This is a genomic window from Streptomyces kanamyceticus (assembly GCF_008704495.1).
Lineage (GTDB): Bacteria > Actinomycetota > Actinomycetes > Streptomycetales > Streptomycetaceae > Streptomyces > Streptomyces kanamyceticus.
Genome location: NZ_CP023699.1, coordinates 1,383,896 through 1,410,454 on the forward strand (window position 1 = coordinate 1,383,896; position 26,559 = coordinate 1,410,454).

A 26,559-nucleotide genomic window follows, 5' to 3' on the forward strand; every position below is an offset into this window, starting at 1 on the left:
TTCCCCCGTTACCGGGCGACCCGTCCGTGCGTACACCCCCGTAGTACGTCCGGTCACCGGTATTCTTCTCCCCCGTATCGGTGTTTCCAGGTCCGCCGCGACTCCGCGACCGTGGCTCCACCTTGGCCCCGCGCGGGGGCAGGGGCGACCGTGAAAACCCTGGGGTATCGGTCCGGGGCCCCGCAGGGGCGCCGGGGTGGCGACGCCTCGTGTGGCGTGCGGGACGCGGCGGCACGCACGGGGGCTCGCAGAGCCGGTAGTTCCGCCCTTCAACCACCGGGCCCCGGTGATCAACCCAGGGTTTTCCTCAGGCGGTCGGCCCGCCCGGGCCGGGGGATCAGCCCGCCTCCTCCGGGAGGATCAGCCCGCCGTCCAGCCGCCGTCGACCGGCAGTGACGCTCCGGTGAGGTAGCCGGTGTGCGGACCGCAGAGCCAGACGGCGACGGCGGCGACCTCGTCGGGTTCGATGAGCCGCTTGACCGCCGAACGGTCGAGGAGCACATCGGCGACGACGTCGGCCGGGTCGATGCCGTGCACGGCGGCCTGGGCGGCGATCTGGCCCTCGACCAACGGCGTACGCACATAACCGGGGTTGACGCAGTTGCAGGTCACACCGTGCGGGGCGGCTTCGAGTGCGGCGACCTTGCTGAGCCCTTCCAGACCGTGCTTGGCGGCGACGTACGCGGACTTGAAGGGGCTGGCCCGCAGTCCGTGGACGCTGGAGATGTTCACCACCCGGCCCCAGCCCTGCCGGTACATGTGCGGCAGACAGTGCCGCAGCAGCAGGAAGGGTGCGGTCACCATCAGGCGCTGCAGCTGCTCGAAGCGGGCGGCGGGGAAGTCCTCGATGGGCGCGACGTGCTGGGTGCCCGCGCTGTTGACCAGGATGTCGACGTCGGCGGGGAGTCCGGGGACCGCGTCGGTGTCGGTGAGGTCCACGACGTGCGGCACGCCGCCGACGGAGGCGGCCACCGCCTTCGCCGACTCGGCGTCGACGTCGGCCACATGGACCAGCGCGCCCGCGGCGGCGAACGCCTCGGCGCAGGCCCGCCCGATGCCACTGCCGCCGCCGGTCACCAGCGCGGTGCGTCCGCCGAGGTCCACGCCGTCGGCACGTGCTCCGGGGGGTTCGCCCGGTCCGGGGGATTCGCTCGTCATGGGCGAAACGCTAGAGAGGCGGCGCCGGGTCCTCCCATGGTCGCGGGCACCACAGTGCGGGGCGTACATGTGTGGGCGGAACCCGGGGGGTCGACTCCGGGCCCGGCTCCGGGGTTCGACTGCGGGCTCGGCTCCGGGGTTCGACTGCGGGCTCGGCTCCGGGGTTCGACTGCGGGCTCGGCTCCGGGCTCGGCTCTGGGCCCGGCTCATCTCCGGGCTCGGCACGGTGGCCCGGCTCGGCTCAGCTCAGCTCAGCTCGGCCCAGCCCGACTCAGCCCAGCCCGGCTTGGCCCAGCCCGGCTTGGCCCAGCCCAGCCTGGCTTGGCCCGGCTCAGCCCGGCCCGGCCCGGCCTGGCTTGGCCCGGCTCAGCCCGGCCCGGCCCGGCCTGGCTTGGCCCGGCTCAGCCCGGCCCGGCCCGGCTTGGCCCGGCTTGGCCCGGCCCGGCTACGTGCTCAACTCCGAGGCCCCGCCGCGGAATTCGCCCCCACCTTCACTGTCAACCCAAGGTTGACACCCTCCCAACTGTCAACCTACGGTTGTCACATGACGGACTCCGAACGCACGACTCCGCAGCCTCCGATGCGCCTCGACGACCTCATCGACGCCATCAAGAAGGTCCACACCGACGCCCTCGACCAGCTCTCCGACGCGGTCATCGCCGCCGACCACCTCGGCGACGTGGCCGACCACCTCATCGGCCACTTCGTCGACCAGGCGCGCCGCTCCGGCGCCTCCTGGACCGACATCGGCAAGAGCATGGGCGTCACCCGGCAGGCCGCCCAGAAGCGCTTCGTCCCCAAGAACCCGGGCGAGGCCGCCGACCTCGACCCCAGCCAGGGCTTCGGCCGCTTCACCCCGCGGGCCAAGAACGTCGTGATGGCCGCGCACAACGAGGCCAAGGCCGCTCACCACGACGAGATCCACACCGCGCACCTGATCCTGGGGCTCCTCGGCGACCCGGAGAGCCTCGCCGCCAAGGCGATCGTCACGCAGGGCGTCTCCCTCGACGACGTCCGCGACGCGGCCCTCGACGCGCTGCCCGCCACGGCCGACGGCGAGGTGCCCGAGCTCGTTCCGTACGACGCGGGGGCGCGCAAGGTCCTGGAGCTGACGTTCCGCGAAGCCCTGCGCCTGGGCCACAACTACATCGGCACCGAGCATCTCCTGCTCGCCCTCGTCGAGTTCGAGGACGGCTCGGGCCCGCTCACCGGCCTCGGCCTCACGAAGGACGGCCTCACGGCCTGGGTCGCCGAGACCCTCAGCGTGCTGACATCGGGCGGCAACCCGTAACCCCCAACCCGCACTCAATCCGCCACCCGGCCCCAAGGCCGGGTGGCACCGACATGAGCCGTACTCGGCGGATTTCCGCCTCTTGACGGGCACCGGTATGGCGGCGCTCCGGGCGTTCACCTCTTACCGCCCACACCGTCCCACCGGCCCGGCGCCCGCCGCGCCCGACCGCCACGACGAGCGGCCGCCGGGGCCGACTACCACGTCGGATGCCCATTCGGGCAGAGCGGCGGTTCTCATTCCGCCATCAACCATCGTATTGTCTAGACCCATTGACAGCCCTCTTGGGCCTCCCTAATGTCGCCAACAAGCTCGAACAACATATACGCACATCGATCTTGTGTGGGGGGTTCGTGAACAGCACACCCAGTTCCGGCGACATCCAAATGGCCTTCCCTCAAAATCGCGACGGCCTCCCCATCGTGAGTCTCGATCAGGCTCACTCGCCACAGAAGGTTCTCGCCCACGGCGATTTGCTGCGGCGCTTCGTGGCAGGGGAAGAGATCAAGCCCGTCCATATGCGGATCGGCATCATGGGCGCCTGCAATATGCGCTGCAATTTCTGCAACTTCCACTCCCCCAACGAAGAGCAGTTCTACGACCTGTTCTCGTTCAAGGACTCGATCGCCACCGACAAGGCGGTCACGCTGCTGCGAGAGTTCGCCGAGAACGACGGGCGGGCCGTGACCTTCTGCGGCAGCGGCGAGTGCACCATCCACCCCGGCTACACCGACATCTGCCGCGCCGGGCACGCCGCCGGGCTGCGGATCGGCCTGATCACCAACGGCTCCCGGCTCGGCCGCCCCAAGGTCGCCTCCTGCGTCGCCGAGACCCACACCTGGGTCCGCATCGGCCTCAACGCGGGCACCGAGGCCACCTTCGACGACATCACCCGGGACCGCGAACAGACGTTCTCGAAGTTCATCGGCTCGGTCGGCAAGCTCCGCGAGAGCGCCGTCGACCCGGACTTCCGCATCGGCTTCAACTACGTGATCACCCTGCAGAATTACCGGGAGATCATGGACGCGGCCCGTATCGCCCACGAATCCGGGGCGCATTATGTGCGCTTCGAACCGGAGTTCTACAGCGCGATGGGCCACGAGACCATCGAATCCGTGATGTCGGAGATCTCGGAATCCCTCACGCAGGCCGCCGAACTCTCCACGGAAGCCTTCGAAGTATCGGTGCCGAAGCTGGACCGAGGACCGATGGACCAGGTCGAAGAGGTCGAGGGCGACTTCGAACACTGCCACTACAGCCGCTTCGTGACCGCGGTCGGCGCCGACGGCAATCTCTATCCGTGCCCGCAGGTGCATCTCAACAGCCGCTATCTGATCGGCAATGTCGTCGAGCAGAGTTACTCCGAGGTACTCGACGGCGGCCCGCGAGCCGAGTGGGAAGCCTCCAACCCGCGCAGGACCGACCTGTGCAAATCATGTTTCTACCGGCCGCAGAACGAACTGCTCGAACTCCTCAAGCGCGGCCAGATCAAACTGGACGAGGCGCTGGACGCCTACGCGCTGGAAGTGCCGAGCACCCTGCACGGCGACTTCGTCTGAGCCGCGGATGCAGCTACGTCACGTCCGTCGGCTGCTCGCCGCCGAGCCCGCCCTGCGGTTCGCCGCAGGGCCCTCGGCGGCACCGCCGGCCCACCGCGCCTGGTCCCGTCAACTCCGTTCAGTCATCACCCGGTTGGCCCGCGTCGAGCACGCCACGCTGACCGTCGCGCAGCGCACCGTCTCGGACGAGGGAGAGCTGCACCGCGAGCACCTCGTCCTCGACTCCCCGCTGCGCGGCACCTTCCACGGCACGCTGCTCGCGCCGCGGGACATCGCGCAGGGGCCCGCCGTCCTCGTACTCGGCGGCAAGAACGCCCGGCTCGACCAGCTCACCGGCGACGTACCCCCTGACCACCCCGACCGCAACGTCGCCGAGCAGCTGGCGCGGGCGGGCTTCGTGACCCTCTCCCTCGACCACGGCATCGGCGGTGGCCTCGACGCGGAGCGCAGGGCGGGAAGGGACGAAGGCACCCTGCTCGCCCACGCGTTCGCGCTGACCGGCAGATCGCTGCTCGGCGCGCTCGTCGGCGACGCCCTGGGCGCGCTCGACGTCCTGAGCGCCCATCCGCTCGTCGACCCCGACCGTGTCGGCCTGTTCGGCCACAGCCTCGGCGCCGCGGTCGCCCTGCACACCTCGCTGCTGACCGACGACCGTCGGCTGCCGCTCTGCGCGGCCAGCCACCTCGGCAGCTACCCGGCGCTCTACGAAAGGCTGTTGACCGGCCACGAGGGCGCGGTCCTGCCCGGCATCCTGGAGTACGCCGACCTGCCCGACCTCTACGCCGCGCACGCCCCCGCCGCGCTGCAACTCCAGTACGGCACGGCCGACTCCTTCCTGGAACCCGCCGACGCGCGCGCCGCCGCACGGCGGGTCGAAGAGGCGTACGCGGTCGCCGACGCGGACGTGGAAGTGCACGAGATCGCCATGGGCCACGGCACCCACGTCGGCCACGCCGCGGACTTCTTCACCCGCACCCTGGCCAAGCCGCATGACGCGGGACCGCCCGCCCACCAGGCCGAAGTCCCCGCCCAGCGCATCCACTTCGAGGTGTCGCAGCGGCGCGCCGTGCTCGACCGCGTGGACGCCGCGCTCGCCTCCGGCATGCTCACCCAGGGCCCACAGGTGGCCCGCTTCGAGGAGCTCTCGCGTGCCTGGACCGGCACGGACACCGCCGCCGTGGCGTCCGGCTCGGCCGCCCTGGAGATCGCCCTGCGCATCATCGGCGTGAGCGGCCGCACCGTGCTCGTGCCGGTCAACACGTTCTTCGCGACGGCGGCCGCGGCGGTGCGCGCGGGCGCGGCAGTGCGCTTCGTCGACATCGAGCCGGACGGGCTCGGCCTTGACCCCGACGCGCTGCGCACGGCCCTTGACCTGCACCCCGACACCGCGGCCGTCCTCCCGGTGCACATCGGCGGCATCGTCTCACCCGCCATCGACGCGGTCCTGCCGCTCTGCGCGGAACGCGGCATCCCGGTGGTCGAGGACGCCGCGCACGCCTTCGGCTCCACCCTGCGAGGACGCCCGGCCGGGAGTCTCGGCAGGTTCGGCGCCTTCTCCTTCTACCCGACGAAGGTCGCGATCAGCGGCGAGGGCGGACTACTCAGCGCGGCCAGCGCCGAGGACCTGGAGCAGGTGCGACGCTGGCGCGACCACGGCAAGTGCGCCCAGGGCTCCACGCTGCACGACCGTCCCGGCAGCAACTGGCGGCTGAGCGAACTGCACGCCGCCGTCGGCACGGTCGACCTGGAGCGCTTCGCCGTCACGCTGACGGCACGGCGTGAACTCGCCGCGCGCTACGACGCGTTGCTCGCCGACGTGCCCGGCATCCGCCCGCACCCCGTGCCCGACGCCGCGGGCAGCAACTACTACAAGTACCTCGCCTATCCCGACCCCGAAGGCCCCCTGGACCGCGCGCTCCTGAAGAAGCGCCTGCGGGAGCGGCACGGTGTGGCGCTTGCCGGGGAGGTCTACGACCATCTGCTGTGCGACCACCCCTACTTCGTGACCGAGGGGCGGTCCTCCGAGCCGGGTCCTTTCACACGGGCCCGCTGGTTCGCCCGCCACCACGTAGCGCTTCCGCTGTACCCGTCGCTCACGGAGGCCGAGCAGATCCGGGTGGTCGCCGCGCTCCGCAGCGAGCTGTCGTGACGGGCGATCAGGTCCTGGCGTTCCGCAGGGGCGAGTGGCGGACGTCGCTGGACACCGTGGAACTGCCCGGCTCGACCGGCACCCGGCTCGCGCTGGTCCCGGAGATCGTCGCCCACGCGGACCGACGGTGGTGGGACAGCGCACGCCCCACCCTGCCCACGCTCACCGGACGCCGCGAACTCCTGCTCACCGCACTGGAGTTGTTCGACCGGGCGACCCTCACCGTGGGCGGCGTCGGCGAGCAGAGCGCCCAGGACTTCCGCGCGGCGCTCCAGGACAGTGCGGGGCTGCCGGGCCCACTGGTCGACCGGTGGTGCGAGATGCTCCACACGGACGTCCTGAAGAGGGGGCAAGCCCCCGTGCCCGACGAGCGGTTGACCCTGGTCGCGCTGCCGGGCAACACGTTCACCTGCCTGGTGTCCGTGTGCGACCAGGCCGAGCGCTCGGCCGGGGTGTGGGTGCGCCCGAGCCGACGTGAGCCGCTGTCCGCCGCCCGGCTCGTCGCCGCCCTGCTCGCGGCGGGCTGGCCCGCGTCCCGCATCGGCCTGTACCCGGCCGAACAACGCGCCCTGCACGGGCTGTTGCGGCTCACCGACCGGCACGTCGTCTACGGCGGCGCCGGGCTCGCCGCCGCGCTCCGCGACTCCCCCTCGCTCACCCTGCACGGACCGGGCAGGGGCTGCGCCCTCGTACCGTCCGACCTGTCGACCGCCGACGCCGTGGAGTGGCTGCTGCCGCTGGTCGCGGCGGACTCGGGGCGGTTCTGCAGCAACGTACGCACTGTCGTCTGCGCACACCCCGAAGCGGCACGGTCCCTGGCGATCGCGCTGGCCGCCGCCCTCGACGCGCTCCGCCCGGACGGGACATGGCCGCTGGCCGCCTTCCGGGAGCCGGGCGCCGCCCGGAGCGCCGCACGTTCCGTGAGCGACCGGCTGCGCCCCGCGGACCGCCTCCTCACCCGGCGCGCCGCGACCGATTCCCTGGCACCGCCCCAACTCGTCCTGCTCGACGGCCACTTCGCCACGCCCGATCCGCACCCGCTGATCGGCCACGAGGTGCCCTTCCCCTTCGCCGCCGTCCTCAGCGCGGAACCCGCCGCGACAGCGGCCATCACCGCCGATTCCCTTTTCGTGTACCGACCCGCGAAGCGAGGTCCCGCATGACGACGACGTTCGGCACTCTGCACGACACACTGCGCCAACGGGTGCCCGAGCTCGCCGTGGACCTCGACGCGTGGACGCGCCGCATGATGCGCTGGCACTTCGACCCGGCCACCGGCAGCCCCTTCTGGGTGGCGCGCAGGGCGAAGCTCCGCTTCGACCCCGTCGAGGACGTCAACGGCTTCGCCGCGCTCGACCTGTTCGGCCTCTTCGACAAGGCGGAGCTGCGCACGGCGAGCGCCCGCGACCTGCGCCCGCGCGGCTACCAGGACCGCCCCTTCCGGGTCTTCGAGACCGGCGGCACCACCGGGACGCCCTGCCGGATCGTCAACGTCACCCGCCTCGCGTACGACGTGGAGATCTACCGCACGGTCCTGGAGGCGCGCGGCGTGGCGGGCGGCGACGTGCTCGCGATGACGCCGAGCGGCCCGCACGCGTACGGGCACTTCGTGGAGGGGCTCGCCGACAGCTGGCGCGGCGCCGTGCACGCCATCGACTTCGACCCGCGCTGGGTGAAGGCCGCGCTGCGCGCGGGCGGCGAGGCCGACGCGTACACCGCGCACCTGATCGACCAGACCCTCGCGCTGCTCGCCGCCGAGCGGCCCTCGCTGCTCTTCACGACCTCGCGCCTGCTCCTGGAACTCGCCATGCGACTGCCACGCCCCCTGCACACGTACGGCATCCGTGCCGTGTGCACCGGCGGCACCTCGTGCTCCGCCGCGGAGGCGGAGTTCCTGCGCGAGGAGCACCTGGTGGGCGTGGAGTGGATCGACACGTACGGCAACACGCTGGTCGGCCATGCCCTGCAGGCCGACGCGGTGCCCGGCGCGCCCGAACTGCCGGGCGGCACCGGACACTCCTATCACTTGCCGCCGCCCTTCGCGGTCCTCAAGGTGGTCGACCCCGTGGACCCGTGGCGCGAAGTGGCCGTCGGGGAGCGGGGCCGTGTACGGGCCACCACGCTGCTCGAAGACCTCTTCCTGCCCAATCTCCTCGAGCGGGACAGCGCGATCAGGACGGGCCCGCATCCGTGGTTCCCCTGGGACGGAGTGGCCGCGGTGCGGCCCTTCCAGGAGGACGCGGCGGGCGCGCAGGAGGCGGTGGAAGGCGTCTATTGACGCGCCGGGTTCCCCAGCTTCGAAGGATTCATCGTGGACTTGTCGTCGAACGGCGTACCCATACCCTTCACTCCGGAGCTCTTCGGGCCGCTGCGTTCCAGTGCGGACCTGCTGCCCCCGAGGGACCCGCTCGCGCTGCGCGAGCGGCTGCACGCCGACGGGTATCTGTTTCTGCCCGGGCTCTTGGACCGCGCGGAGGTGCTCGCGCTGCGCGGCCGGTACTTCTCCCTCTTCCCACCGGGCTTCCTGGCGCCGGGCACGGCCCCCGAGGAAGGGGTGTATTCCGGCCGTACCCCGAAGGACGTCCCGGAGTACGGGGTGGCGGGCCATCCCGCGTACGAATTCGTGCGCTCGGCGCCCTTCGACCGGTTCGTCGGCAACCCCGTGCTCGGCGAACTCGCCGCCCACCTGCTGGACTTCAAGGCCGAGATGCTGCCGCGGCGCATCCTGCGCCACTTCCACCGCGGCACCCGGCGCGCATCGCGCGCCCATGTCGACCTCGACTACATGGACGAGGGCTCGCCCAGGGTCGTCACGATGTGGACCCCGGTCGGCGACTGCCCGCCGCCCACCGGGGGCCTCGTCTACCTGGAGGGCTCCCACCGGCTCCCGCCCGAGGAGTACGAGCCGCTGCGCGACACCACGGACCGCCCGGCCGACCGCCGCCAGATCTGTCACGACCTGGAGCTGACCGCGCGCACGCTCGGCCGCCGCTGGCTGTACGCCGACTTCGCGGCGGGCGATGTGATGGTGCACCTGCCGCGCGTCATCCACGCGTCCCTGGACACCACGACGGACGCGATGCGGCTCTCCGTCGACACCCGGTTCGTACGCTCCGACGACACTCCCGACCCGCGCTGGCTCAAGCCGTGGTCGGCGGACGACGGAGCCTGAACACGGCTTATTTCGCAGGCAGTTCAGTCATTCCATGGCCGTACGGGACGCCCGTCGGCGGCGGCCGAGCGCCCGGCGGCCACGATCACGTCGTCGACCAGGCGCGCCTCGGCCACCGGGCACACCGGCGCCCCGCCCGACGCGGCGGCCCGCACGAAGTCGGCGAGCAGCGGCTGGTGCGGGTTGGCCGCGGGCGGCAGCACCAGGGACGCCGCGCCAAGCCCTTCGACACGCCCCGAGTCGAGCGGGTCGAGCGTCACGGTGCGGCCCGCGCCGCTGAGTTGGAAGCGGTCCACCGGTGGTTCGTCGGACCACTCCGCCAGGAGGTGCGCGACCAGGCCCGAGCGCCAGCGGAGGCCGAGCTCGGCCCGCCGCTCCGCGCCGTCGGGGAAGCGGCGCCCGAGTGCCGCCGCCACCTCGCAGGGCCGCCCGAAGAGGTGGAGCAGCAGATCGATCCGGTGGCTTCCCGCGTCCGCGAGGACTCCACCGCCTGAGACGGCCGGGTCGGTGCGCCAGCGCATCGGGTCGTCGGGCCCCGGCGCGAACGCGCACCGGAAGCGGACCTCCACCCGCTCGGGCGTCCAGTCGCGCAGTTCCTCGCGCAGCCGTCGCACGGCGGGCGCGAGCCTGCGGTAGTACGCGACTCCGGCGCAGCGCCCTGCCGCGTCCAGCGCGGCACCCGCGTCGAGCGCCCCGGCGAGCGGCTTCTCCACGAGGACGGGGAGACAGGCGGCCAACGCGGCGCGGGCGAGCGGGACATGGCGTACGACGGGGGTGGCCACGTACACGGCGTCCACGCCGCGCAGCAGGACCTCCTGGCCGCTGCCGGAGGCCCCGACGGCGTACCGCTCGGCGACCTGTGCCGCGCGCCGCGCGTCGCGGCCCCACAGCGCCACGGGTTCCTCGCCCAGAGCGCGCAACGCGGGCAGGACGCGGCGGGTCACGATGTCGCCGTATCCGGCGATGCCCCATCTCACGCGGGCGGCGTGCTCACGGGACGATCGCCACCTTCAGCGTCTCGGGCGGCGGTCCCTGGTACGGCGCCGGCTCGGCGTCGGGGTACAGCGCGCGGCTCGCGGAGAGCTGTTCCATGGCCTTCGGCAGGTCGTCCAGGGGGTAGGTGTGGGTGAGCAGGTCGGGCAGGCGCAGGATCCCGGGGCGGCGGTGGGCGATCCGCTCGGCGACCGCGAGCGCCTCGGCGCGCGCGGCGTCCAGGGGCTCCGCGGAGCTGTGCACCCGCAGCCCCTTGCGCTCCCAGGTGACCAGATCGAGGGTGACGTGGGTGTCGACGTGGTGCGTGCCGAGGAGGACGACGAGGCCGTTCTGGCGGACCAGGCCGACGCAGGCGTTGAGCGTGGTCGGGGTGCCCACGGCGTCCACGGCGACGTCGAACCTGCCGCCCACTTCGGCGAGTTGCCCGGCGCTGCCGTCCACGCGGTGCACGGCGTCGGCGCCCGCCTCCGTGGAGCGCGCCAGGCGCCAGTCGTCGAGGTCGACGGCGACGACCTCGGCGGCGCCGCGCAGCACCGCGATCCGCAGGGCCATCTGCCCGACGGGCCCCTGCCCGACGATCACGACGCGGTCGCCGAGCCGGATGCCGCGCGTGGCGTGCACGGCCAGCGGCAGGAGCTGCAGGATGGCGCCCTGCTCGAAGGGCACGGAGTCGGGCAGGGCGCCCACGGATATCTCGCGGGCCAGGGCGTATTCGGCGTATCCGGTGGTGAGCGGTGTGCGCACGAAGACACGCTGCCCGGGGGCCACCCGGCGGACGCCTTCGCCGATCGCCTCGACCTCTCCGGCGATCTCGTGGCCGAAACACCCCGTGGCGGCGTGCTCGCGCAGTCCGTAGTAGTGGAAGTAGGCCAGATCGCTGCGGTTGCAGACGGTGCAGGCCCGCACCCTGACGAGCACTTCGAGCGGTCCCGGTGTCGGCACGGGGGCGTCGGCGACCGGTCTGATGTCACGCCGCCCGACCAGTTCGTACCTGCGCATGACCCTCTCCCCTCGGTGGCGGTGGATCCGTATGTCAGTGGCGGTGGATCCGTATGCGTCCCAAGGATTCCCCAAGTCTCCCCAGATGATGTTGAATTCGCCCGTCTCGACCGGTTCGGGCTTCTTGACAGCCGTGTTTGGCGCGAGTCAATATCCACTATCTGATTGGCCTGGACCAATCAGCAGGCGTCACAGGAACCACGCGGCAACACGCAACAAGAAGACGAAACCACGCACCACCACCCGCATCCTCGGAGGTCGCGCCATGGCATCGAGCAGTGACCCGACTCTGGAGCGGCTCGCCAACTCCGTGCTGCAGCCCGGGTTCGAGGGCACCACGGCCCCCGACTGGCTGCGCCGCAAGATCGCCGAGGGCCTCGGCTCCGTTGTCCTGTTCGCGCGCAACATCGAAACGCCCGAGCAGGTCGCGGCGCTCACCGCGTCGCTGCGCGCCGAGAACCCCGACCTGATCGTCGGCATCGACGAGGAGGCGGGCGACGTGACCCGCCTGGAGGCGTGGACAGGATCGTCGCGGCCCGGCAACCTCGCCCTCGGCGCCGTCGACGACATCGACCTCACCGAGCGGGTCGCCCACGACATCGGCCGCGATCTGCACGCCGCGGGCGTCTCCCTCAACTTCGCGCCCAGCGCCGACGTCAACTCCAACCCGCTCAACCCCGTGATCGGCGTGCGGTCCTTCGGCGCCCGCACCGACCTCGTATCGCGCCACACCGCCGCCTGGATCCGCGGACTGCAGGAGGCGGGCGTCGCCGCCTGCGCCAAGCACTTCCCCGGCCACGGCGACACGGTCGTCGACTCGCACTACGGGCTGCCCCAGGTCACCGGATCCGCCGAGGAGATCGCACTCACCGCCCTGCCGCCGTTCATCGCGGCGATGGAGGCGGGCGTCCGCGCGGTGATGACCGCGCACCTGGTCGCCCCCGCCTACGACCCCGACCTGCCCGCGACGCTCAGCCACCGCATCCTGGTGGAACTCCTGCGCGGCGAGCTGGACTTCGACGGCCTCCTGGTCACGGACGGCATCGAGATGGGCGCCGTCACCGACCGCTACGGCATCGACGGGGCGACGGTCAAGGCGGTGGCCGGTGGCGTGGACGCGGTGTGCGTGGGCGGCGAGAGCGCCGAGGAAGCCACGGTCGACCTGCTCACCACCGCCCTGGTCAAGGCCGTCCTGGACGGCACGCTCCCCGAGGAGCGCCTGGTCGAGGCCAGCAGGCGCGTCACGGAGTTCGCGCGCTGGTCCGGCGAGCGCTCACGGGCGGTGGCGCGCGCCCTGGAGCGCTCCGACATCGGCCTGGTCGCGGCCCGCCGCGCGGTCCTCGTCCGGCACCGCCCGGGCACGACCCCGGTCACCCTGCCCCTCACCGGCGCCCCGCACGTCGTGGAGCTCTCCCCCACGATGAACCTCGCCGTGGACGGCCACACCCCGTGGGGCGTCGCCGACCCGCTGCGCGACCTGCGCCCCGGCACCACGTCCGTACGCCTGACGGAGCCCGAACTCACCCACACCACCGATGTCCTGACCGAAGCGGCCCTGACCCCCGCGACCGGCCGCGACCTGGTGGTCGTGGTCAGGGACGCGGCCCGCCACCGCTGGATGACCGACACCCTCACCCGCCTCCTGCGCAGCCGCCCCGACGCCCTCGTCGTCGAGATGGGCGTCCCCGCGGGCGACGCGCTCGGCGCCGCCCACCTGATCACGCACGGCGCGACACGGGTGTCGGGGATCGCGGCGGCGGAACTGCTGGCGGGCGCGGGCGCCTGACCCATGCCGCTGCCACTGCCGCCCCGCTGCCGCTGAACCGTCCCTCAGCCCGGCGGCAGCAGCAGCTCCCGCAGCATCTCCTCGAACTCCCCCGCCGTGGGCGGCTCGTCCGCGAGCAGCCCCTGCAGCAGTAGACCGTCGTACGCCCGCGCGAAGAGCTTGACGCGCACGGGGTCGTCGGTGAGTTGCCGGGCGAACGCGGCCAGGGCCTCCTGCCAGCGGCGCGTCGCCGCGCGCTGCTCCGGGCGGCGCGCGGCGAGCAGGTACATCTCGAACTCGGCGAGCAGGTGCCCGGGTGCGGTGAGCAGCTCCGCCATCAGCCCGGCCAGGGTGCGCAGCCGTTCCGCCGCGTCGCCGGGCTCCTCGGCGAGCCGCTCGATGCGCGCGGAGTCCTCCTCCATGCAGCTGGTCAGCGCCGCGGTCAGCAGGGCGTCGATGCTGTCGAAGTAGTACGTCGTGGCGGTGGTGGGGAGCCCCGCCTCCTTGGCGACGGTGCGGTGCGTGACGCCGCCCGCCCCGTCGCGCGCGATCACGCGCACGGTGGCCTCGATCAGCGCGCGGCGGCGGAGCTCTCCCTTGGCCCTGCGCCCGTCGGTGCTCGGGGCGGTTCCGTCGGCGCTCGCGGCGCTCGCGGCGGTGCTCTTCAGTGTCCTTCTCCCGGTCAGTGTCCTACTCCCGGCCTGCGTGATTCCGCGTTCCTTTGACCTGCCCACCGACCGTACCCCGGCGGCCGCGCCCACCCGCGTGATAGAAAGTGGAACTTCCGTCCCACTTGTTTTCCACGCCAGCGCGAAAGGCCCCGCCATGCCCAGCCCCTACCGCGAGATCTTCTCCGCCCCCGGCGCCAAGGCGTTCAGCGGCGCCGGTCTCCTGGCCCGCCTCCCGCTGCCCCTCACGCACATGGGCATCCTCACGATGCTCTCCGAGACGACCGGCGAGTACGCCCTGTCCGGCCTGGTCGCGGGCACCTTCACCTTCTCCATGGCGCTCCTGGGACCGCAGGTCTCGCGCGCCGTCGACCGGCACGGGCAGAGCCGCGTCCTGCCGATCGCCACCGGCCTGAGCGCGCTCGGGCTCGCCGCGCTGCTGCTCTGCGCCACGACCGACGCACCGACCTGGACGCTGTTCCTCTGCGCCCTGCTCGCGGGCCTGATGCCCAGCATGGGCGCCATGGTCAGGGCCCGCTGGACCGAGCTCTACCGAGGCACGCCCCGGCTGAACACCGCGTACTCCATGGAGTCCGTGGTCGACGAGCTCACCTATGTCATCAGCCCGGCGCTCGCCGTGATCCTGTCCACCGCGCTGTTCCCGCAGGCCGCGCCGCTCGCCGCGGGCATCCTGCTCGTCGTCGGCGTCGCGCTGTTCGTCCCGCAGAAGCGCACCGAACCGCGGGTCGTGCCCCGCGCCGAGCAGCCCTCCGGCGGCTCCTCCTCGGTCATCTGGTCCCCGCCCGTGCTGCTGCTCGCGCTGACCCTGCTCTTCGGCGGGGCGATCCCGGGGATGGTCGACACGATGGGCCTCGCCTTCGCCGAACGGCAGGGCGACAAGGCGCTGTCGGGTCTCGTCTTCGCGGCGTACGCGCTCGGCTCGGGGATCTCGGGGCTGCTCTTCGGCGCCCGCTCGCTGACCGTGCCGCTGCCCCGCCTCCTGCTCATCGGCGTCACCGGCACCGCCCTGACGACGCTGCCCTTCCTGTGGGTGGACAGCGTCGCGGGGATGGCGGCCGTGGTGTTCGCGGCCGGTGTCTTCTTCGCCCCGACCATGGTGGTGACCATGGGGATCGTGGAGCGTACGACTCCGGAGCACCGCCTCACCGAGGCGATGACCTGGATGATCGCGGGCCTGCAGAGCGGCGTCGCGATCGGCGCGGCGGTCTCGGGTGTCGTGTACGACGCGTTCGGCTCGACGGCCGGGTTCTCCATGGGCATCGGCGCCGGGGCGCTCGCGCTCCTGCTCGCGCTCTGCGCGCTGCCGATGCTGCGCCGCCGGATGGACACGGCCTCGGTCTCCGTAGACATGACACCCCCGGAGACCGAGGCTGAGCGGGCTCAGCCCCTCAGCGGGCCCTCGCAGCTGTAGTTCGCGGTGCCAGCGCGTCCGTTGGACCAGATGTCCACCTTGCCGAACGAGCAGTTCATGTCGGCCAGATTGTTGTCACCGGTCGCGGCCCGCTCCAGCAGGAAGTAGTCCACCGTCTCGGACATGTCCTTGAAGACGGCGTCGGGGTCGCCCGCGGATCCGAGGTTCGCGGTGATCCGTCCGGTGCAGGTGTAACGCGGCCGCTCCGGCGCCCCGTTGGACGCGCAGTCGGGTGTGCTGCTGGTCGTCGCGGTGAAGGAGGCGCGCACCTGGTCGGCCGTGGTGTCGCGCAGCTCGGTCACCGGCACGTACCTCGTGTCGGGTACGAAGAGGTCGTCGACCCGCGCGATCTGCCGGTCGAGGAAGGCGTCGTACGCGCGCTGCAGCCCCGCGTCCCTGCCGAGCCGGTCGCGCCAGGCGTCGAATCCTGACGGGTTGTCGGCGCGCAGGTACCCGTACATCTCCTTGAGCAGCGTGGGGTGTTCGCTCCACAGGAACTCGAAGAACGTGCCCGCGTAGTTGTAGAAGCGGAAGCCGTCCCCCGCGTAGGTGGCGTGCAGGAGCTGGTTCACGGTCATCCGGGGCCCGCCGTTCGCGGTGTCGGCGATGATGCCCTTGACCAGCGACTTGCGGACCTTGATGCCGTCGTCACGGGTGGCGCCGTCGAAGAACTCGGCGGTGCCCTCGTCCATCGCGGTGGTCCTGTCACCCTGGTACCAGGGCCCCTCGCCGAAGGACCCCGGCACCGCCCAGCGGCCGTTGAGGTAATGCGTGTACTCGTGCCGGAAGAGCTCTTCGAGGGTGAGCGAGGAGTCCTGCGGCACGCGGCGCTGGTAGGTGTAGAAGGTCGCGCCGCGCTCGATGTAGACGCCGCCGTTGTTGGTGTCCATCCCGGTCAGGAGCGGGTGGTAGTTCTCGTAGTCGGCGCGCGAGGCGTAGAGCACGGTGGTCAGGGTGGTGTTGGGGTCCCCCGCGAGCGGCTCTTCGGTACCGACCACGCGGTGGAACTGCGCCTTGACCTGCTTGCTCGCGTAGTAGAGCTGGTCGACCGTCGCGCGGTCGAGCGCCGTGCGGACCTTCATCCCGCCCTTGTCGTACGTATAGGTCTGCGGGAAGAGGAGCCGCTCGATGTCGGCCCTGCACACCTTGTACGGCGCGCAGGCGTCGTACTCGTTCAGCCAGGTGACGACCTTCGCCCAAGGAGCGCTGCCCGTACCGAAGTTGCGGACGGTGACGTCCACGAGGCCGCCGAGTCCCGCGGTGATCTCCGCGGTGAGCCCGTCGATCTGGCCGAACCTGCCGTACTCCAGGAGCGCGTCGCGCACCACCCAGGCATTGGCGGTGTCCTTGAGGTGGGTGTACTGGGCGAACCCCTTGAAGGCGGCGCGGTAGGCGGGGTCGGCCTTCACGGCGGCGTGGAACGCGGCGTCCCTGTTGCCCGGGTACACGCCGAGGTAGCTCAGGGAGAGCCCGGCGAGCGCGGCACCGGCCCAAGAGGCGTCCTTCGCCGTGCCGGGGTGGGCGGCGTCCATGGTCGCGAGCACCCGCTTGATCAGCGGGAGTTGGTGCTGCCGGAGGCCGGGCGCGCTGGCCGCGTACAGCGCCTCGCGCAGCGATTCGGCGTTGGTCCTGGTCGCGTCGAAGGTGCGCGGCGCCGAGCCGAAGGCGTCGACGGCGCGGCGCATCGCGTCCACGGTCGGCGCGTCGGTGACGTCGATCTCGTCGTGCGAGAAGTCCTGGTAGGCGACGGCGTGGAGATAGGTGAACATCTCCAGGAGGTGGCTGCCGTTCTTGCCGTCGTGAGCGGCGGCGAGGCGGGTGATGCGCCCGGACACTGCCTGGACGTGGGCGTCCGACATGACGGGGGCGAGGCGAGGGTCCCAGTTCCACACCAGGGTGCGCAGACAGCCGTCGGCGGTGACGGCCGGATCGGCGAGGAAGTCGGCGAAGCGCTCGGGGGCGAGACCGGTCACGGCGTCGAGGGTGCAGGGGACGGCGGCGGCCTGCGTCTTCGCGGCGGGCTTCGTCGCCTTGGGCGTGCGCGCGCTGGGTATGCGTGCGTCCTTGAGCCCGCCGGGTGCCAGGAGCGCCTGGTTGGCGGGCTTGGGGGCCTTGGCCCGGTGCTCGACGACGTCGAGGGGGTTCGGCTCGGCGGGCGCGGCGGCACGGGCGCGGGCCGGGGCGGGCTCGGCCGCGTGGCCGAACTGGGCGGCCGAGACGCAGAGGGTCGCCGCGAGCGCGCCGGCGAGCACGGATCTTCGCAGGGTACGTAACTGGGACACAGGTGGCTCCTCAAAGGGAGGTGGGGGTGACACGTCGGTCAACTCACTTGCGCACGACAGCAGTTGCGGAGACGCCGCCGCGCCATGTGATGCGTAACGTAGTAATGTGAAATTGCACTGACAACCCCCGTGCACCCACCGGACTCCCCCGCTACACCTCCGGCTCGCGCAGTGTGCGCAGGAGCAGCCAGCCCAGCGCGGGCAGAGCGATCAGCGGCGCGAGGGCCGTCCGCAGGTCCGTCGCGTCGGCGAGGGTGCCGATCAGCGGGCTGGCGAGCCCGCCGACACTGACGGTGAGGCCGAGGGTGACGCCGCTCGCTGTGCCCATCCGGCGCGGCAAGTAGTCCTGGCCCAGGGTGATGTGCAGGGAGAAGGGCACGTACAGACCGGCCGACGCGAGCGCCACACATACGTAGAGCAGTGGGCCGGGGACGAACACGACTCCGGCGACGGCCAGGACGGTCAGGGCGTACGACCACTGGACGACGAGCACCCTGCCGAACCGCGTGGCGAGCCTGCCGCCCGCGACGGTGCCGACGGCGCCGCCGAGGTAGAGCACGAACAGCGCGGCCGTGCCCGCCACGTCGCCGCCGCCGGTGCGTTCGCGCACGTACAGCGAGATGAACGTACTGAGCCCGATGAAGACGATCGAGCGGCAGACGATGGCGCCGGACAACTTGGCGAAGGAGGCCCAGTCGTCACGCCCTTCAGGTTGCGTACGGAGGGAACTGCCTGCTGTCGTCGGGCTCTTGAGCCCTTGCAGCGCGGCCACGCAGAGGGCCGCACCGGCGAGGGCGGGCACCACCAGGAGCGGCGATGCGCGCAGGCCGCCCGTGGCGATGACGGCGGAGACGAGCAGGGGCGCGGCCGCGAAGCCGAGGTTGCCGCCGAGGGAGAACCAGCTCATGCCGGTGTGACTCCCGCCGCTCGCACCGCGTGCCACGCGGGCGGCCTCCGGGTGGTAGGCGGCGACACCGACCCCGGAGAGCGCGACGACCACGAGGGTGACGACGTAGTCGTCACTCACCCCGGCGAACGCGACGCCCACCCCACCGATCAACGTGCTGACCGGCAGCAGCCAGGGCATCCGCCACTTGTCGGTGAGCGCACCGAACAGCGGCTGCACCACGGAGGACAGCAGCGACGCGGCGAGCACGATGCCGGATGCGGCGGCATAGGTATAGGCACGCTCGGCCACAAAGAAGGGCACGAGCGCGGCGACGGCTCCTTGGTAGATGTCTACGCAGGCGTGGCCCAGGGAGAGGAGGGTGAGGGGACGCGGGCGCGGGCGTGCGGGGTGCGGAGGGGCGGGTGAGGGGGTGGTCGGGGCGGGGGGCGCGGCGCTGCCCGGGGGCACGTCGATGCCCGGCGACCCGACCCGGTCCGGTGGCGCGGCGCTGCCCGGCGGCACGGCACTGCCCGGCGGCGCAGCTCCGCCCGGCAGCGCGACCCAGTCCGATGGCGAGGCGTTGCCCGATGACACGCCGCTGCCCGGCGGCCCGACCCAGTCCGACGCCGCGGCACTGACCGAGGGCACGACCCAGTCTGGCGGCCCGCCGCCGCCCGACAGCACATCGCCGCCCGACAGCACGCCCCCGTCCGGCGACGCGGCACCGCCCGAGGGCACGACCCGGTCCGAGGGCACGACCCGGCCTGGCGGCACGCCACCGCCCGACAGCCCGCCCCCGTCCGACGACGCGGCACCATCCGAGGACGCGACCCGGCCCGAGGGCACGACCCGGTCTAACGGCACGCCACCGCCCGACAGCACGTCGCCGCCCGACAGCACGCCCCCGTCCGGCGACGCGACCCGGCCCGAGGGCACGCCACCGCCCGACAGCCCGCCCCCGTCCGGCGACGCGGCACCGCCCGATGGCGCAGCGCCGCCCGACGGCCCGACCCAGCCCGCTGATGAAGTCCGATTCTCTGGCACCGCCTCATCGTCGCCACGCCGCCCCCTGGCGCGCTTCCGATAAAGTGCCAACCCATGCCGGATATCCGCCACACCCCCGAAGCACCCACCCGTACCCAGGCGCTGGCGCCCGGGGAGCGGATCGATGCGCATCGGCACGACGATCACCAGATCGTCTACGCGGGCTCCGGTGTCCTTGCCGTCACCACCGACGCGGGCACCTGGTTCGCGCCGGGCAACCGGGCCATCTGGGTTCCCGCGGGCTGCGTCCACGCGCACCGTGCCCACGGTCACCTCGCCCTGCACCTGCTCGGGCTGCCCGCCGACACCAACCCGCTCGGGCTCGACGCCCCCACCGTCCTCGCCGTCGGTCCGCTCCTGCGCGAGCTGATCCTCGCCTGCACCCGAGGCCCGCACGACGACACCCCGGAGGGCCTGCGCCTGCGCGCGGTCCTCCTCGACCAGCTGCGCGCCTCGCCGCAGCAGCCGATCCAGCTGCCCACCCCGACCGACCCCCGCCTCGCGGCCGTCTGCGAACGGCTGCACCGCGACCCCGCCGAACCACGCGGCCTCGCCGCCCTCGCCGCCGAGGCGGGGGCTGGCGAGCGCACCCTCAGCCGACTCTTCCGCCGCGAACTGGGTATGACCTTCCCGCAGTGGCGCACCCAACTGCGCCTGTACCACGCCCTGCGCATGCTGGCCGACGGCATGCCGGTCACCACGGTCGCGCACCGCTGCGGCTGGTCGTCCACCAGCGCGTTCATCGACGTCTTCCGGCGCTCCCTCGGCTACACCCCGGGCACGCATCAGCGCCGCGACTGATCGACCCGCGCGAACTTCCTTCTCTGCACAGGTACTTGGCAGCCCCTGTGCCATGTGAAATATTACTGCCGTGCTCACGAGAACCCCCTCGGAACGCCCAGATCTGATCGTTGTCGGCGCGGGCGTGGTCGGCGCCGCTTGCGCCTACTACGCCACCCGCTCCGGCCTGAACGTCACCGTGATCGACCGCGGCCCCGTCGCGGGCGGCACCACCGGTGCGGGCGAGGGCAACCTCCTCGTATCCGACAAGGAACCGGGACCGGAACTCGAACTCGCCCTGATTTCCTCCCAGTTGTGGTGCGATCTGGCGAAGGAACTACCGCCCGCCATCGAGTACGAGACGAAGGGCGGCGTCGTCGTCGCGTCGACCGAGGCGGACCTGTCGGCACTGCGCGACTTCGCCGCGGGCCAGACACGGGCAGGTGTCGAGACGTACGAGGTGCCGCACGACCGCCTCGCCGACCTCGAACCGCACCTCGCCCCCGACCTCGCGGGCGGCTTCCACTACCCGCAGGACGCCCAGGTACAGCCCGCCCTCGCCGCCGCGCACCTCCTGCGGGCAGCGGCAACGCACAAGTTGACGCTGCGGCTCGGTGAAGAGGTCACCGGCTTCCTCAAGGGCCCCCGCGGCCAGATACGCGGCGTGCGCACACCCACGGGCGACCTCCTCGCGCCCCACGTGGTGAACGCGGCGGGCACCTGGGGCGGACACGTCGCCCGCCTGGCGGGAGTCGACCTACCGGTCCTGCCCCGGCGCGGATTCGTCCTGGTCACCGAGCCACTGCCCCGCGTCGTACGGCACAAGGTGTACTCCGCCGACTACGTCGCCGACGTGGCGAGCGGCTCCGCGGCCCTGCAGACCTCCGCCGTGGTGGAGGGCACCCCCGCCGGTCCCGTACTCATCGGGGCGAGCCGTGAACGCGTGGGCTTCGACCGGGCGTTGTCGGTGGAGGTGCTGCGGCGCCTCGCGGCCCAGGCGACCCGGCTGTTCCCGGTCCTCGCGGAGGTGCGGGCGATCAGGACGTACGCGGGGTTCCGCCCCTACCTCCCCGATCACCTCCCGGCGATCGGCCCCGACCCGCGCGTCCCCGGCCTCTTCCACGCCTGCGGACACGAAGGCGCGGGCATCGGCCTCGCCCCGGCGACGGGTCTGCTCATCGCGGCGCAATTGATGGGTCATCAACTTCCGCTGGATCCAGCACCATTCGCGCCCGAACGCTTCACCGAGGAGTCGGCCACGGCATGAGCATCCAACCCGAGCGGACCCCCGCCGACCTCGTGGGCGCCGCGACCGGCACCGCCTTCGAGTTCACCTTCGACGGACGCACGCTCACCGCCCTGCCGGGCCAGTCCATCGCCGCCGCGCTCTGGTCCGCCGGGATCCTCGCGTGGCGCACCACCCGCGTCGGCGGCCGCCCGCGTGGCGCGTTCTGCGGCATCGGGCAGTGCTACGACTGCCTGGCCACCGTCAACGGCCGCCCCAACAGGAGGGCCTGCCTGGTCACCGCACGCCCCGGCGACGCGGTCACCACCCAGGAAGGACACGGCCATGCCGGGCTCGACACCTGATACCCCTACGACCTCTGAGATACGTGAACCGTACGACCTGGTGGTCATCGGCGCGGGACCCGCAGGCCTCGCGGGCGCCGTCACCGCCGCCGAACTGGGCCTGCGCGTAGCACTGTTGGACGCGGCGCCCGGACCGGGCGGCCAGTTCTACCGACAGCCGCATCCCGCCACGGGCGCGGCCCGCCCCGAGGCCCTGCACCACGACTGGCCCGCCTTCGCGGCACTGCGCGACCGCCTCACATCCTGCGGGGTGGACCGCTTCTTCCACCACCACGTCTGGACAGTGACGCGCGAGTCCGAGACCGACTGGACGGCACACGCCCTCACCGGAGAGGACGGCGCGGACGGCGACGACCGGCTCCCGGTGACCGTACGCGGCCGCGCCGTCCTCCTCGCGACCGGCGCGTACGAACGTCAACTCCCCTTTCCCGGCTGGACCTTGCCGGGCGTGGTCGGCGCGGGCGGCGCCCAGGCGATGCTCAAGTCCGGCCTCGCGCTGCCCGGTCGGCGCATCGTCGTCGCGGGCAGCGGTCCGCTCCTGCTCGCCGCGGCCTCCTCGCTCACCGCCGCGGGCGCGCGCGTCCCCGAGGTGATCGAGGCGTCGGGCTATCTCGGATACGCCAGGAACCCCGGCGTACTCGCCGCGAATCCAGGGAAGTTGGCGGAGGCGGCGCTCCACGGGACGGCCCTGCTACGCCACCGGGTCCGGTTCCGCACCCGCAGTGCGGTGATCGAGGCGCACGGCACGGACCGGGTGGAGGCGGTGACGGTCGCGCGGCTCGACCGCGACTGGCGTCCGGTACCGGGCACGGCCCGCCGCGTCCCTTGTGACGCCCTGGCCGTAGGGCACGGCCTGATCCCGCGGATCGAAACGGCGACCGCCCTGGGCTGCGCCACGCGCCGCACCGCCGACGGCACGCACGCCCTCGCCCTGAGCCCTCTGCAGGAGACCTCGTTGCGGGGCATGTGGGCCGCGGGCGAGACAGGCGGCGTCGGCGGCGTCCAACTGGCTTTCACAGAAGGGGCCTTGGCGGCTCTCGCGATCTCCGCGCGCCTGACCGGCCGCCGTCCCGCGTCGCGCGGCGGCGACCACACCGCCCGCCCCCTGCCCGGCATCGGCGCCCTCCGCGCCCTGCGCCGCCGCCGCGACCGCATGCGCGCCTTCGCCGAGGCGATGGCGCTCGCGCACGCGCCGGGCCCGGGCTGGACGCAGTGGCTCAGGGACGACACGGACGTGTGCCGCTGCGAGGAGGTGCCCGCGGGCCGCGTACGCGAGGCGGTCACCGAGTACGGCGCGCGCGACGCCCGCACCGTCAAGCTCCTCACCAGGGCGGGCATGGGCTGGTGCCAGGGCCGCATGTGCGACCCGGCCGTGACCTGCCTGGCCGCCACCGCCACCACTCCCCCGCCACCACCGCCCCGACTCCCCCTGTCCACCCCGATCCCGCTCGGCACACTCGCTTCCCTCCCCGCACCGGACGTCACAGCTCCGGACGTCACCGCTCCGGGCACCACCGCTCCGGACGCCACAGAAGGGCACGCCTCATGACCTCTGCCACCTGGACCACGGACCGACCCTGGCGCGGCATCATGGTCGCCACCGCGCTGCCCCTGCGCGACGACCTCTCCGTCGACCACGACGCGTACGCCGAGCACGTCCGCCACCTCATCGCGAACGGCTGCGACGGGGTCGTCCCCAACGGCTCCCTCGGCGAGTACCAGACCCTCACCCCCGACGAGCGCGCCCACGTGGTCCGTACCGCCGTCGAGGCGGCAGGCGACGGCGCCCGCGTGATGCCGGGCGTCTCCGCCTACGGCAGCGCGGAGTCCCGCCGCTGGGCCGAACAGGCCGCGGAGGCGGGCTGCGGCTCCGTGCTCCTGCTGCCGCCGAACGCCTACCGCGCCGATGACGACGCCGTGCGTGCCCACTACGCCGAGGTCTCCCGCGCCGGGCTGCCCGTGGTCGCGTACAACAACCCGCTCGACACGAAGGTCGACCTGGTCCCCTCCCTGCTCGCCCAGCTCCACGCCGAAGGATCCGTGGTCGCGGTGAAGGAGTTCAGCGGCGATGTGCGCAGGGCGTACGAGATCGCCGAACTCGCCCCCGATCTCGACCTGTTGATCGGCGCGGACGACGTCCTGCTGGAACTGGCCGTCGCGGGCGCGGTCGGCTGGATCGCGGGCTACCCGAACGCCTTCCCCGCCACCTGCGCCGAGCTCTACCACGCGGCCTGCGCCGGGGACCTGACCACGGCACTCCCCCTGTACCGCGCACTGCACCCGCTCCTGCGCCAGGACTCCAAGACGGAGTTCGTGCAGGCCATCAAGTTGTCGATGGACATCGTGGGCCTGCGCGGCGGCCCGACGCGCCCGCCGCGCACCCCGCTGACGGGCCAGGTGGAGGCCGCGGTCCGCGCGGCCACCGAGAAGGCGCGGGCGGCGGGCCACCACTGACCGACGCCCGTGCCAACCACCCACCCTCCGAAGGGAGTTCCATGCGCACCCGGCACGTCTTCCACGCCGTCGACTCACACACCGAGGGCATGCCCACGCGGGTGATCACCGGCGGCGTCGGGGTCATCCCCGGCGCCACGATGGCCGAACGCAGGCTGCACTTCATCGAGCACCTGGACCACCTGCGGACGCTCCTGATGTACGAGCCCCGCGGCCACTCCGCGATGAGCGGCGCGATCCTCCAGCCCCCGACCCGCCCCGACGCCGACTACGGCGTCCTCTACATCGAGGTGTCGGGCCTGCTGCCGATGTGCGGCCACGGCACGATCGGCGTGGCCACCGTCCTGGTCGAGACCGGCATGGTCCAGGTCACCGAGCCGGTCACCACGGTCCGCCTGGACACGCCCGCGGGTCTGGTCTCCGTCGACGTGGACGTACGGGACGGCGCGGCGAAGTCCGTCACCCTCACCAACGTCCCCGCCTTCAGCGTCGCCCTGGACCGCAAGGTCGAGGTGCCGGGACACGGCACGGTGACGTACGACCTGGCGTTCGGCGGGAACTTCTACGCGTTCGTGCACCTCGAAGCGCTGGGGCTGCCGTTCGACCGCGAGCGGGGGGACGACCTGCTCGCTGCGGGCCTCGCCGTCATGGCGGCGATCAACGACTCGCCGGAGCGCCCCGTCCACCCCGAACAACCGGAGATAGCGGGGGTGAAACACGTGTACCTGGCCGCCCCCGGATCGGACGCGCACCGCTCCCGCCACGCCATGGCCATCCACCCGGGCTGGTTCGACCGCTCCCCGTGCGGCACGGGCACCTCGGCTCGGATGGCACAGCTGCACGCCCGTGGCGAACTCCCCCTGGACCGCGACTTCGTCAACGAGTCCTTCATCGGGACGGAGTTCACGGGCCGACTGACCGAGGAGACGACGGTGGCCGGACTCCCCGCGGTCGTCCCGCAGATCACCGGCAGGGCGTGGATCACCGGCACGGCCCAGTACTTCTTGGACCCGGACGACCCGTTCCCCGCGGGCTTCCGCCTCTGACCGGCGCTTACCACTTCCTGCCCGAGGGGCCCAACTGACAACGTGACATTGTACTTTGGTGATCCGCAACGACTCCGCGACGAGCCCGGGGCCGGTGGGCGAGCACGGCGGGAACACCGGAGGGGACACCATGGGGCACCTGAAGCAGAAGAACCTCATCACCACCAGGGAGCGGCTGCGCGACCAGGTCGCCCACGCCCTGCGCGCCGCCCTGATCTCCGGAGAGCTGCGTCCCGGCGAGATCTACTCGGCGCCCGGCCTCGCCGAGGACTTCGGCATCTCGGCGACCCCGGTGCGCGAGGCGATGCTCGACCTGGCCCGCGAGGGCCTGGTCGAGCCCGTCCGCAACAAGGGCTTCCGGGTCACGGAGGTCAATGAACGCGACCTCGACCAGTTCACCGAGATCCGCGGCCTGATCGAGGTCCCCATGATCGGCCGGATCACCCGCACCGCGGCCCGCGAGGACCTGGAGGTGCTGCGCCCGGTCGCCGAGGAGATCGTCCGCGCCGCCCGCGACCACGACCTCATCGGCTACCTGGAGGCCGACCGCCGCTTCCACCTCTCACTCCTGGCCCTCTCCGGCAACGACCGCCTGGTCGAAACGGTCGGCGACCTCCGCAAGCGCTCCCGCCTCTACGGCCTCACGGCCCTGGACGAACGCGACCAGCTGACCCCGTCGGCCGAGGAGCACATCGAGCTCCTCGACCTGATGCTGGCGGGCGACGCGGCGGGCGCGGAGCGGTGCATGGCCCGGCATCTGGGGCACGTGCGGTCACTGTGGGCGCGGGACGGCACCGCCTGAGACGTCGGTGTCCGGTGTGGTTGCAGGGCCTCCCTGCCCCCTGATTTACTGACCGCGTCGCGCACATACCCCCCCGGAGTACCGAGGAGCATCATGGACGCCACCATCACGGCCGACCCGCGGGCCTTTCTCGAGAAGCTCTACAACAACTTCCAGCACGAGCTCTTCAGCGAAGAGGACGCGGGCGAGGTCATCGACCGCTACTACGCGCCCGGCTTCCTTCAGGTGAGCGACGGAATCAAGATCGACCGGGACCGCCTCATCAAGCACATCCGCCCGGTGAAGAAGAGCGTCGTGAGCGGCAGTTACGAAGTACTCCAAGCCGTCATGGACGGCAACCGCCTCGCGGCCCGCTTCGTGATCCGCGCCGTCACCAAGCGGGGCGAGGAGACGGAGAACGACGTCCACATGTTCTGCGAGATGACGGACGACGGCAGGTTCGTCCACATCGACCAGATCACGCGCAGCGTCAAGGGCTGACCCCGA

22 protein-coding genes are annotated in these 26,559 nt (G+C 72.4%); 16 read left to right on the forward strand and 6 right to left on the reverse strand.

Annotated features, from left to right (window positions below; genetic code table 11):
• Positions 1-360: 360 nt before the first annotated feature.
• Positions 361-1,158 (reverse strand): 3-hydroxybutyrate dehydrogenase, encoded by a 798-nt coding sequence (locus tag CP970_RS05140; protein WP_055544365.1) that lies wholly within the window; start codon positions 1,156-1,158, stop codon positions 361-363.
• A gap of 544 nt (positions 1,159-1,702) precedes the next feature.
• Here CP970_RS05140 and CP970_RS05145 point away from each other — a divergent pair.
• From CP970_RS05145 to CP970_RS05170, 6 genes are all read left to right on the forward strand, one after another.
• Positions 1,703-2,449 (forward strand): Clp protease N-terminal domain-containing protein, encoded by a 747-nt coding sequence (locus tag CP970_RS05145; protein ID WP_055544364.1) that lies wholly within the window; start codon positions 1,703-1,705, stop codon positions 2,447-2,449.
• 422 nt (positions 2,450-2,871) lie between these two features.
• Complete coding sequence (locus CP970_RS05150) at positions 2,872-4,008, forward strand: radical SAM protein (protein WP_224058230.1); 1,137 nt, start codon at positions 2,872-2,874, stop codon at positions 4,006-4,008.
• A gap of 7 nt (positions 4,009-4,015) precedes the next feature.
• Positions 4,016-6,157: a DegT/DnrJ/EryC1/StrS family aminotransferase gene (locus CP970_RS05155; protein ID WP_055544363.1), complete on the forward strand. Its 2,142-nt coding sequence runs from the start codon at positions 4,016-4,018 to the stop codon at positions 6,155-6,157.
• Positions 6,154-7,320 (forward strand): hypothetical protein, encoded by a 1,167-nt coding sequence (locus tag CP970_RS05160; protein ID WP_055544362.1) that lies wholly within the window; start codon positions 6,154-6,156, stop codon positions 7,318-7,320. The genes CP970_RS05155 and CP970_RS05160 overlap by 4 nt, the downstream gene beginning before the upstream one ends.
• Positions 7,317-8,435, forward strand: a complete 1,119-nt coding sequence (locus CP970_RS05165) for a phenylacetate--CoA ligase family protein (RefSeq protein WP_055544361.1) — start codon at positions 7,317-7,319, stop codon at positions 8,433-8,435. The genes CP970_RS05160 and CP970_RS05165 overlap by 4 nt, the downstream gene beginning before the upstream one ends.
• A 33-nt stretch (positions 8,436-8,468) precedes the next feature.
• Positions 8,469-9,329: a phytanoyl-CoA dioxygenase family protein gene (locus tag CP970_RS05170; RefSeq protein WP_055544360.1), complete on the forward strand. Its 861-nt coding sequence runs from the start codon at positions 8,469-8,471 to the stop codon at positions 9,327-9,329.
• 23 nt (positions 9,330-9,352) lie between these two features.
• Here the strand turns inward: CP970_RS05170 and CP970_RS05175 are convergent, their stop codons facing one another.
• The gene (locus CP970_RS05175; RefSeq protein WP_055544359.1) at positions 9,353-10,306 is read right to left on the reverse strand and encodes a Gfo/Idh/MocA family protein; all 954 of its coding nucleotides are present in this window, start codon (positions 10,304-10,306) and stop codon (positions 9,353-9,355) included.
• A gap of 13 nt (positions 10,307-10,319) precedes the next feature.
• Positions 10,320-11,321, reverse strand: a complete 1,002-nt coding sequence (locus CP970_RS05180) for a zinc-dependent alcohol dehydrogenase (RefSeq protein WP_055544358.1) — start codon at positions 11,319-11,321, stop codon at positions 10,320-10,322.
• Positions 11,322-11,586: 265 nt separating this feature from the next.
• On the opposite strand from CP970_RS05180, the gene CP970_RS05185 reads away from it, so the two are divergent.
• Positions 11,587-13,107, forward strand: a complete 1,521-nt coding sequence (locus tag CP970_RS05185; RefSeq protein ID WP_055544357.1) for a glycoside hydrolase family 3 protein — start codon at positions 11,587-11,589, stop codon at positions 13,105-13,107.
• 44 nt (positions 13,108-13,151) lie between these two features.
• On the opposite strand, the gene CP970_RS05190 is transcribed toward CP970_RS05185, so the two are convergent.
• Positions 13,152-13,820 (reverse strand): TetR/AcrR family transcriptional regulator, encoded by a 669-nt coding sequence (locus tag CP970_RS05190; protein WP_224058232.1) that lies wholly within the window; start codon positions 13,818-13,820, stop codon positions 13,152-13,154.
• 91 nt (positions 13,821-13,911) lie between these two features.
• On the opposite strand from CP970_RS05190, the gene CP970_RS05195 reads away from it, so the two are divergent.
• Positions 13,912-15,186 carry an MFS transporter gene (locus CP970_RS05195; RefSeq protein ID WP_055544356.1) on the forward strand — a complete coding sequence of 425 codons (1,275 nt, stop codon included), beginning with the start codon at positions 13,912-13,914 and terminating at the stop codon, positions 15,184-15,186.
• Here CP970_RS05195 and CP970_RS05200 read toward each other — a convergent pair.
• Positions 15,156-17,468, reverse strand: a complete 2,313-nt coding sequence (locus tag CP970_RS05200; protein ID WP_055544355.1) for a collagenase — start codon at positions 17,466-17,468, stop codon at positions 15,156-15,158. The genes CP970_RS05195 and CP970_RS05200 overlap by 31 nt on opposite strands.
• Positions 17,469-17,619: 151 nt before the next feature.
• A complete protein-coding gene (locus CP970_RS05205) occupies positions 17,620-18,726 on the reverse strand; it encodes an MFS transporter (RefSeq protein WP_055544381.1) in 1,107 nt (368 codons plus the stop codon).
• 729 nt (positions 18,727-19,455) lie between these two features.
• On the opposite strand from CP970_RS05205, the gene CP970_RS05210 reads away from it, so the two are divergent.
• The 8 genes from CP970_RS05210 (at position 19,456) to CP970_RS05245 (ending at position 26,553) form a co-directional block, all read left to right on the forward strand.
• Positions 19,456-20,202, forward strand: a complete 747-nt coding sequence (locus tag CP970_RS05210) for an AraC family transcriptional regulator (protein ID WP_055554358.1) — start codon at positions 19,456-19,458, stop codon at positions 20,200-20,202.
• A 70-nt stretch (positions 20,203-20,272) separates the two neighbouring features.
• Positions 20,273-21,448 carry an NAD(P)/FAD-dependent oxidoreductase gene (locus CP970_RS05215; protein WP_055554356.1) on the forward strand — a complete coding sequence of 392 codons (1,176 nt, stop codon included), beginning with the start codon at positions 20,273-20,275 and terminating at the stop codon, positions 21,446-21,448.
• Positions 21,445-21,771 (forward strand): (2Fe-2S)-binding protein, encoded by a 327-nt coding sequence (locus CP970_RS05220; protein WP_055554353.1) that lies wholly within the window; start codon positions 21,445-21,447, stop codon positions 21,769-21,771. Before CP970_RS05215 ends, CP970_RS05220 begins: the two co-directional genes overlap by 4 nt.
• Positions 21,752-23,320 carry an NAD(P)/FAD-dependent oxidoreductase gene (locus CP970_RS05225; RefSeq protein WP_150493003.1) on the forward strand — a complete coding sequence of 523 codons (1,569 nt, stop codon included), beginning with the start codon at positions 21,752-21,754 and terminating at the stop codon, positions 23,318-23,320. The genes CP970_RS05220 and CP970_RS05225 overlap by 20 nt, the downstream gene beginning before the upstream one ends.
• Positions 23,317-24,225, forward strand: coding sequence for a dihydrodipicolinate synthase family protein (locus CP970_RS05230; RefSeq protein ID WP_055549539.1), 909 nt, complete (start codon positions 23,317-23,319; stop codon positions 24,223-24,225). Before CP970_RS05225 ends, CP970_RS05230 begins: the two co-directional genes overlap by 4 nt.
• Positions 24,226-24,266: 41 nt before the next feature.
• Positions 24,267-25,271 carry a proline racemase family protein gene (locus CP970_RS05235; RefSeq protein WP_055549537.1) on the forward strand — a complete coding sequence of 335 codons (1,005 nt, stop codon included), beginning with the start codon at positions 24,267-24,269 and terminating at the stop codon, positions 25,269-25,271.
• 130 nt (positions 25,272-25,401) lie between these two features.
• On the forward strand, positions 25,402-26,073 hold the full coding sequence (locus tag CP970_RS05240; protein WP_055549541.1) for a GntR family transcriptional regulator: 672 nt from the start codon (positions 25,402-25,404) through the stop codon (positions 26,071-26,073).
• Positions 26,074-26,166: 93 nt separating this feature from the next.
• Positions 26,167-26,553, forward strand: coding sequence for a hypothetical protein (locus tag CP970_RS05245; RefSeq protein ID WP_055549534.1), 387 nt, complete (start codon positions 26,167-26,169; stop codon positions 26,551-26,553).
• Positions 26,554-26,559 lie beyond the last annotated feature (6 nt).

Excerpts from the sequence above, each read along its gene's own strand:
- CP970_RS05145 (WP_055544364.1), top strand. The coding sequence starts at position 1,703 with ATGACGGACTCCGAACGCACGACTCCGCAGCCTCCGATGCGCCTCGAC.
- CP970_RS05185 (WP_055544357.1), top strand. The coding sequence starts at position 11,587 with ATGGCATCGAGCAGTGACCCGACTCTGGAGCGGCTCGCCAACTCCGTG.
- CP970_RS05220 (WP_055554353.1), top strand. The coding sequence starts at position 21,445 with ATGAGCATCCAACCCGAGCGGACCCCCGCCGACCTCGTGGGCGCCGCG.
- CP970_RS05210 (WP_055554358.1), top strand. The coding sequence starts at position 19,456 with ATGCCGGATATCCGCCACACCCCCGAAGCACCCACCCGTACCCAGGCG.
- CP970_RS05245 (WP_055549534.1), top strand. The coding sequence starts at position 26,167 with ATGGACGCCACCATCACGGCCGACCCGCGGGCCTTTCTCGAGAAGCTC.
- CP970_RS05225 (WP_150493003.1), top strand. The coding sequence starts at position 21,752 with ATGCCGGGCTCGACACCTGATACCCCTACGACCTCTGAGATACGTGAA.
- CP970_RS05140 (WP_055544365.1), bottom strand. The coding sequence starts at position 1,158 with ATGACGAGCGAATCCCCCGGACCGGGCGAACCCCCCGGAGCACGTGCC.
- CP970_RS05240 (WP_055549541.1), top strand. The coding sequence starts at position 25,402 with ATGGGGCACCTGAAGCAGAAGAACCTCATCACCACCAGGGAGCGGCTG.
- CP970_RS05165 (WP_055544361.1), top strand. The coding sequence starts at position 7,317 with ATGACGACGACGTTCGGCACTCTGCACGACACACTGCGCCAACGGGTG.
- CP970_RS05180 (WP_055544358.1), bottom strand. The coding sequence starts at position 11,321 with ATGCGCAGGTACGAACTGGTCGGGCGGCGTGACATCAGACCGGTCGCC.
- CP970_RS05230 (WP_055549539.1), top strand. The coding sequence starts at position 23,317 with ATGACCTCTGCCACCTGGACCACGGACCGACCCTGGCGCGGCATCATG.
- CP970_RS05235 (WP_055549537.1), top strand. The coding sequence starts at position 24,267 with ATGCGCACCCGGCACGTCTTCCACGCCGTCGACTCACACACCGAGGGC.
- CP970_RS05195 (WP_055544356.1), top strand. The coding sequence starts at position 13,912 with ATGCCCAGCCCCTACCGCGAGATCTTCTCCGCCCCCGGCGCCAAGGCG.
- CP970_RS05155 (WP_055544363.1), top strand. The coding sequence starts at position 4,016 with ATGCAGCTACGTCACGTCCGTCGGCTGCTCGCCGCCGAGCCCGCCCTG.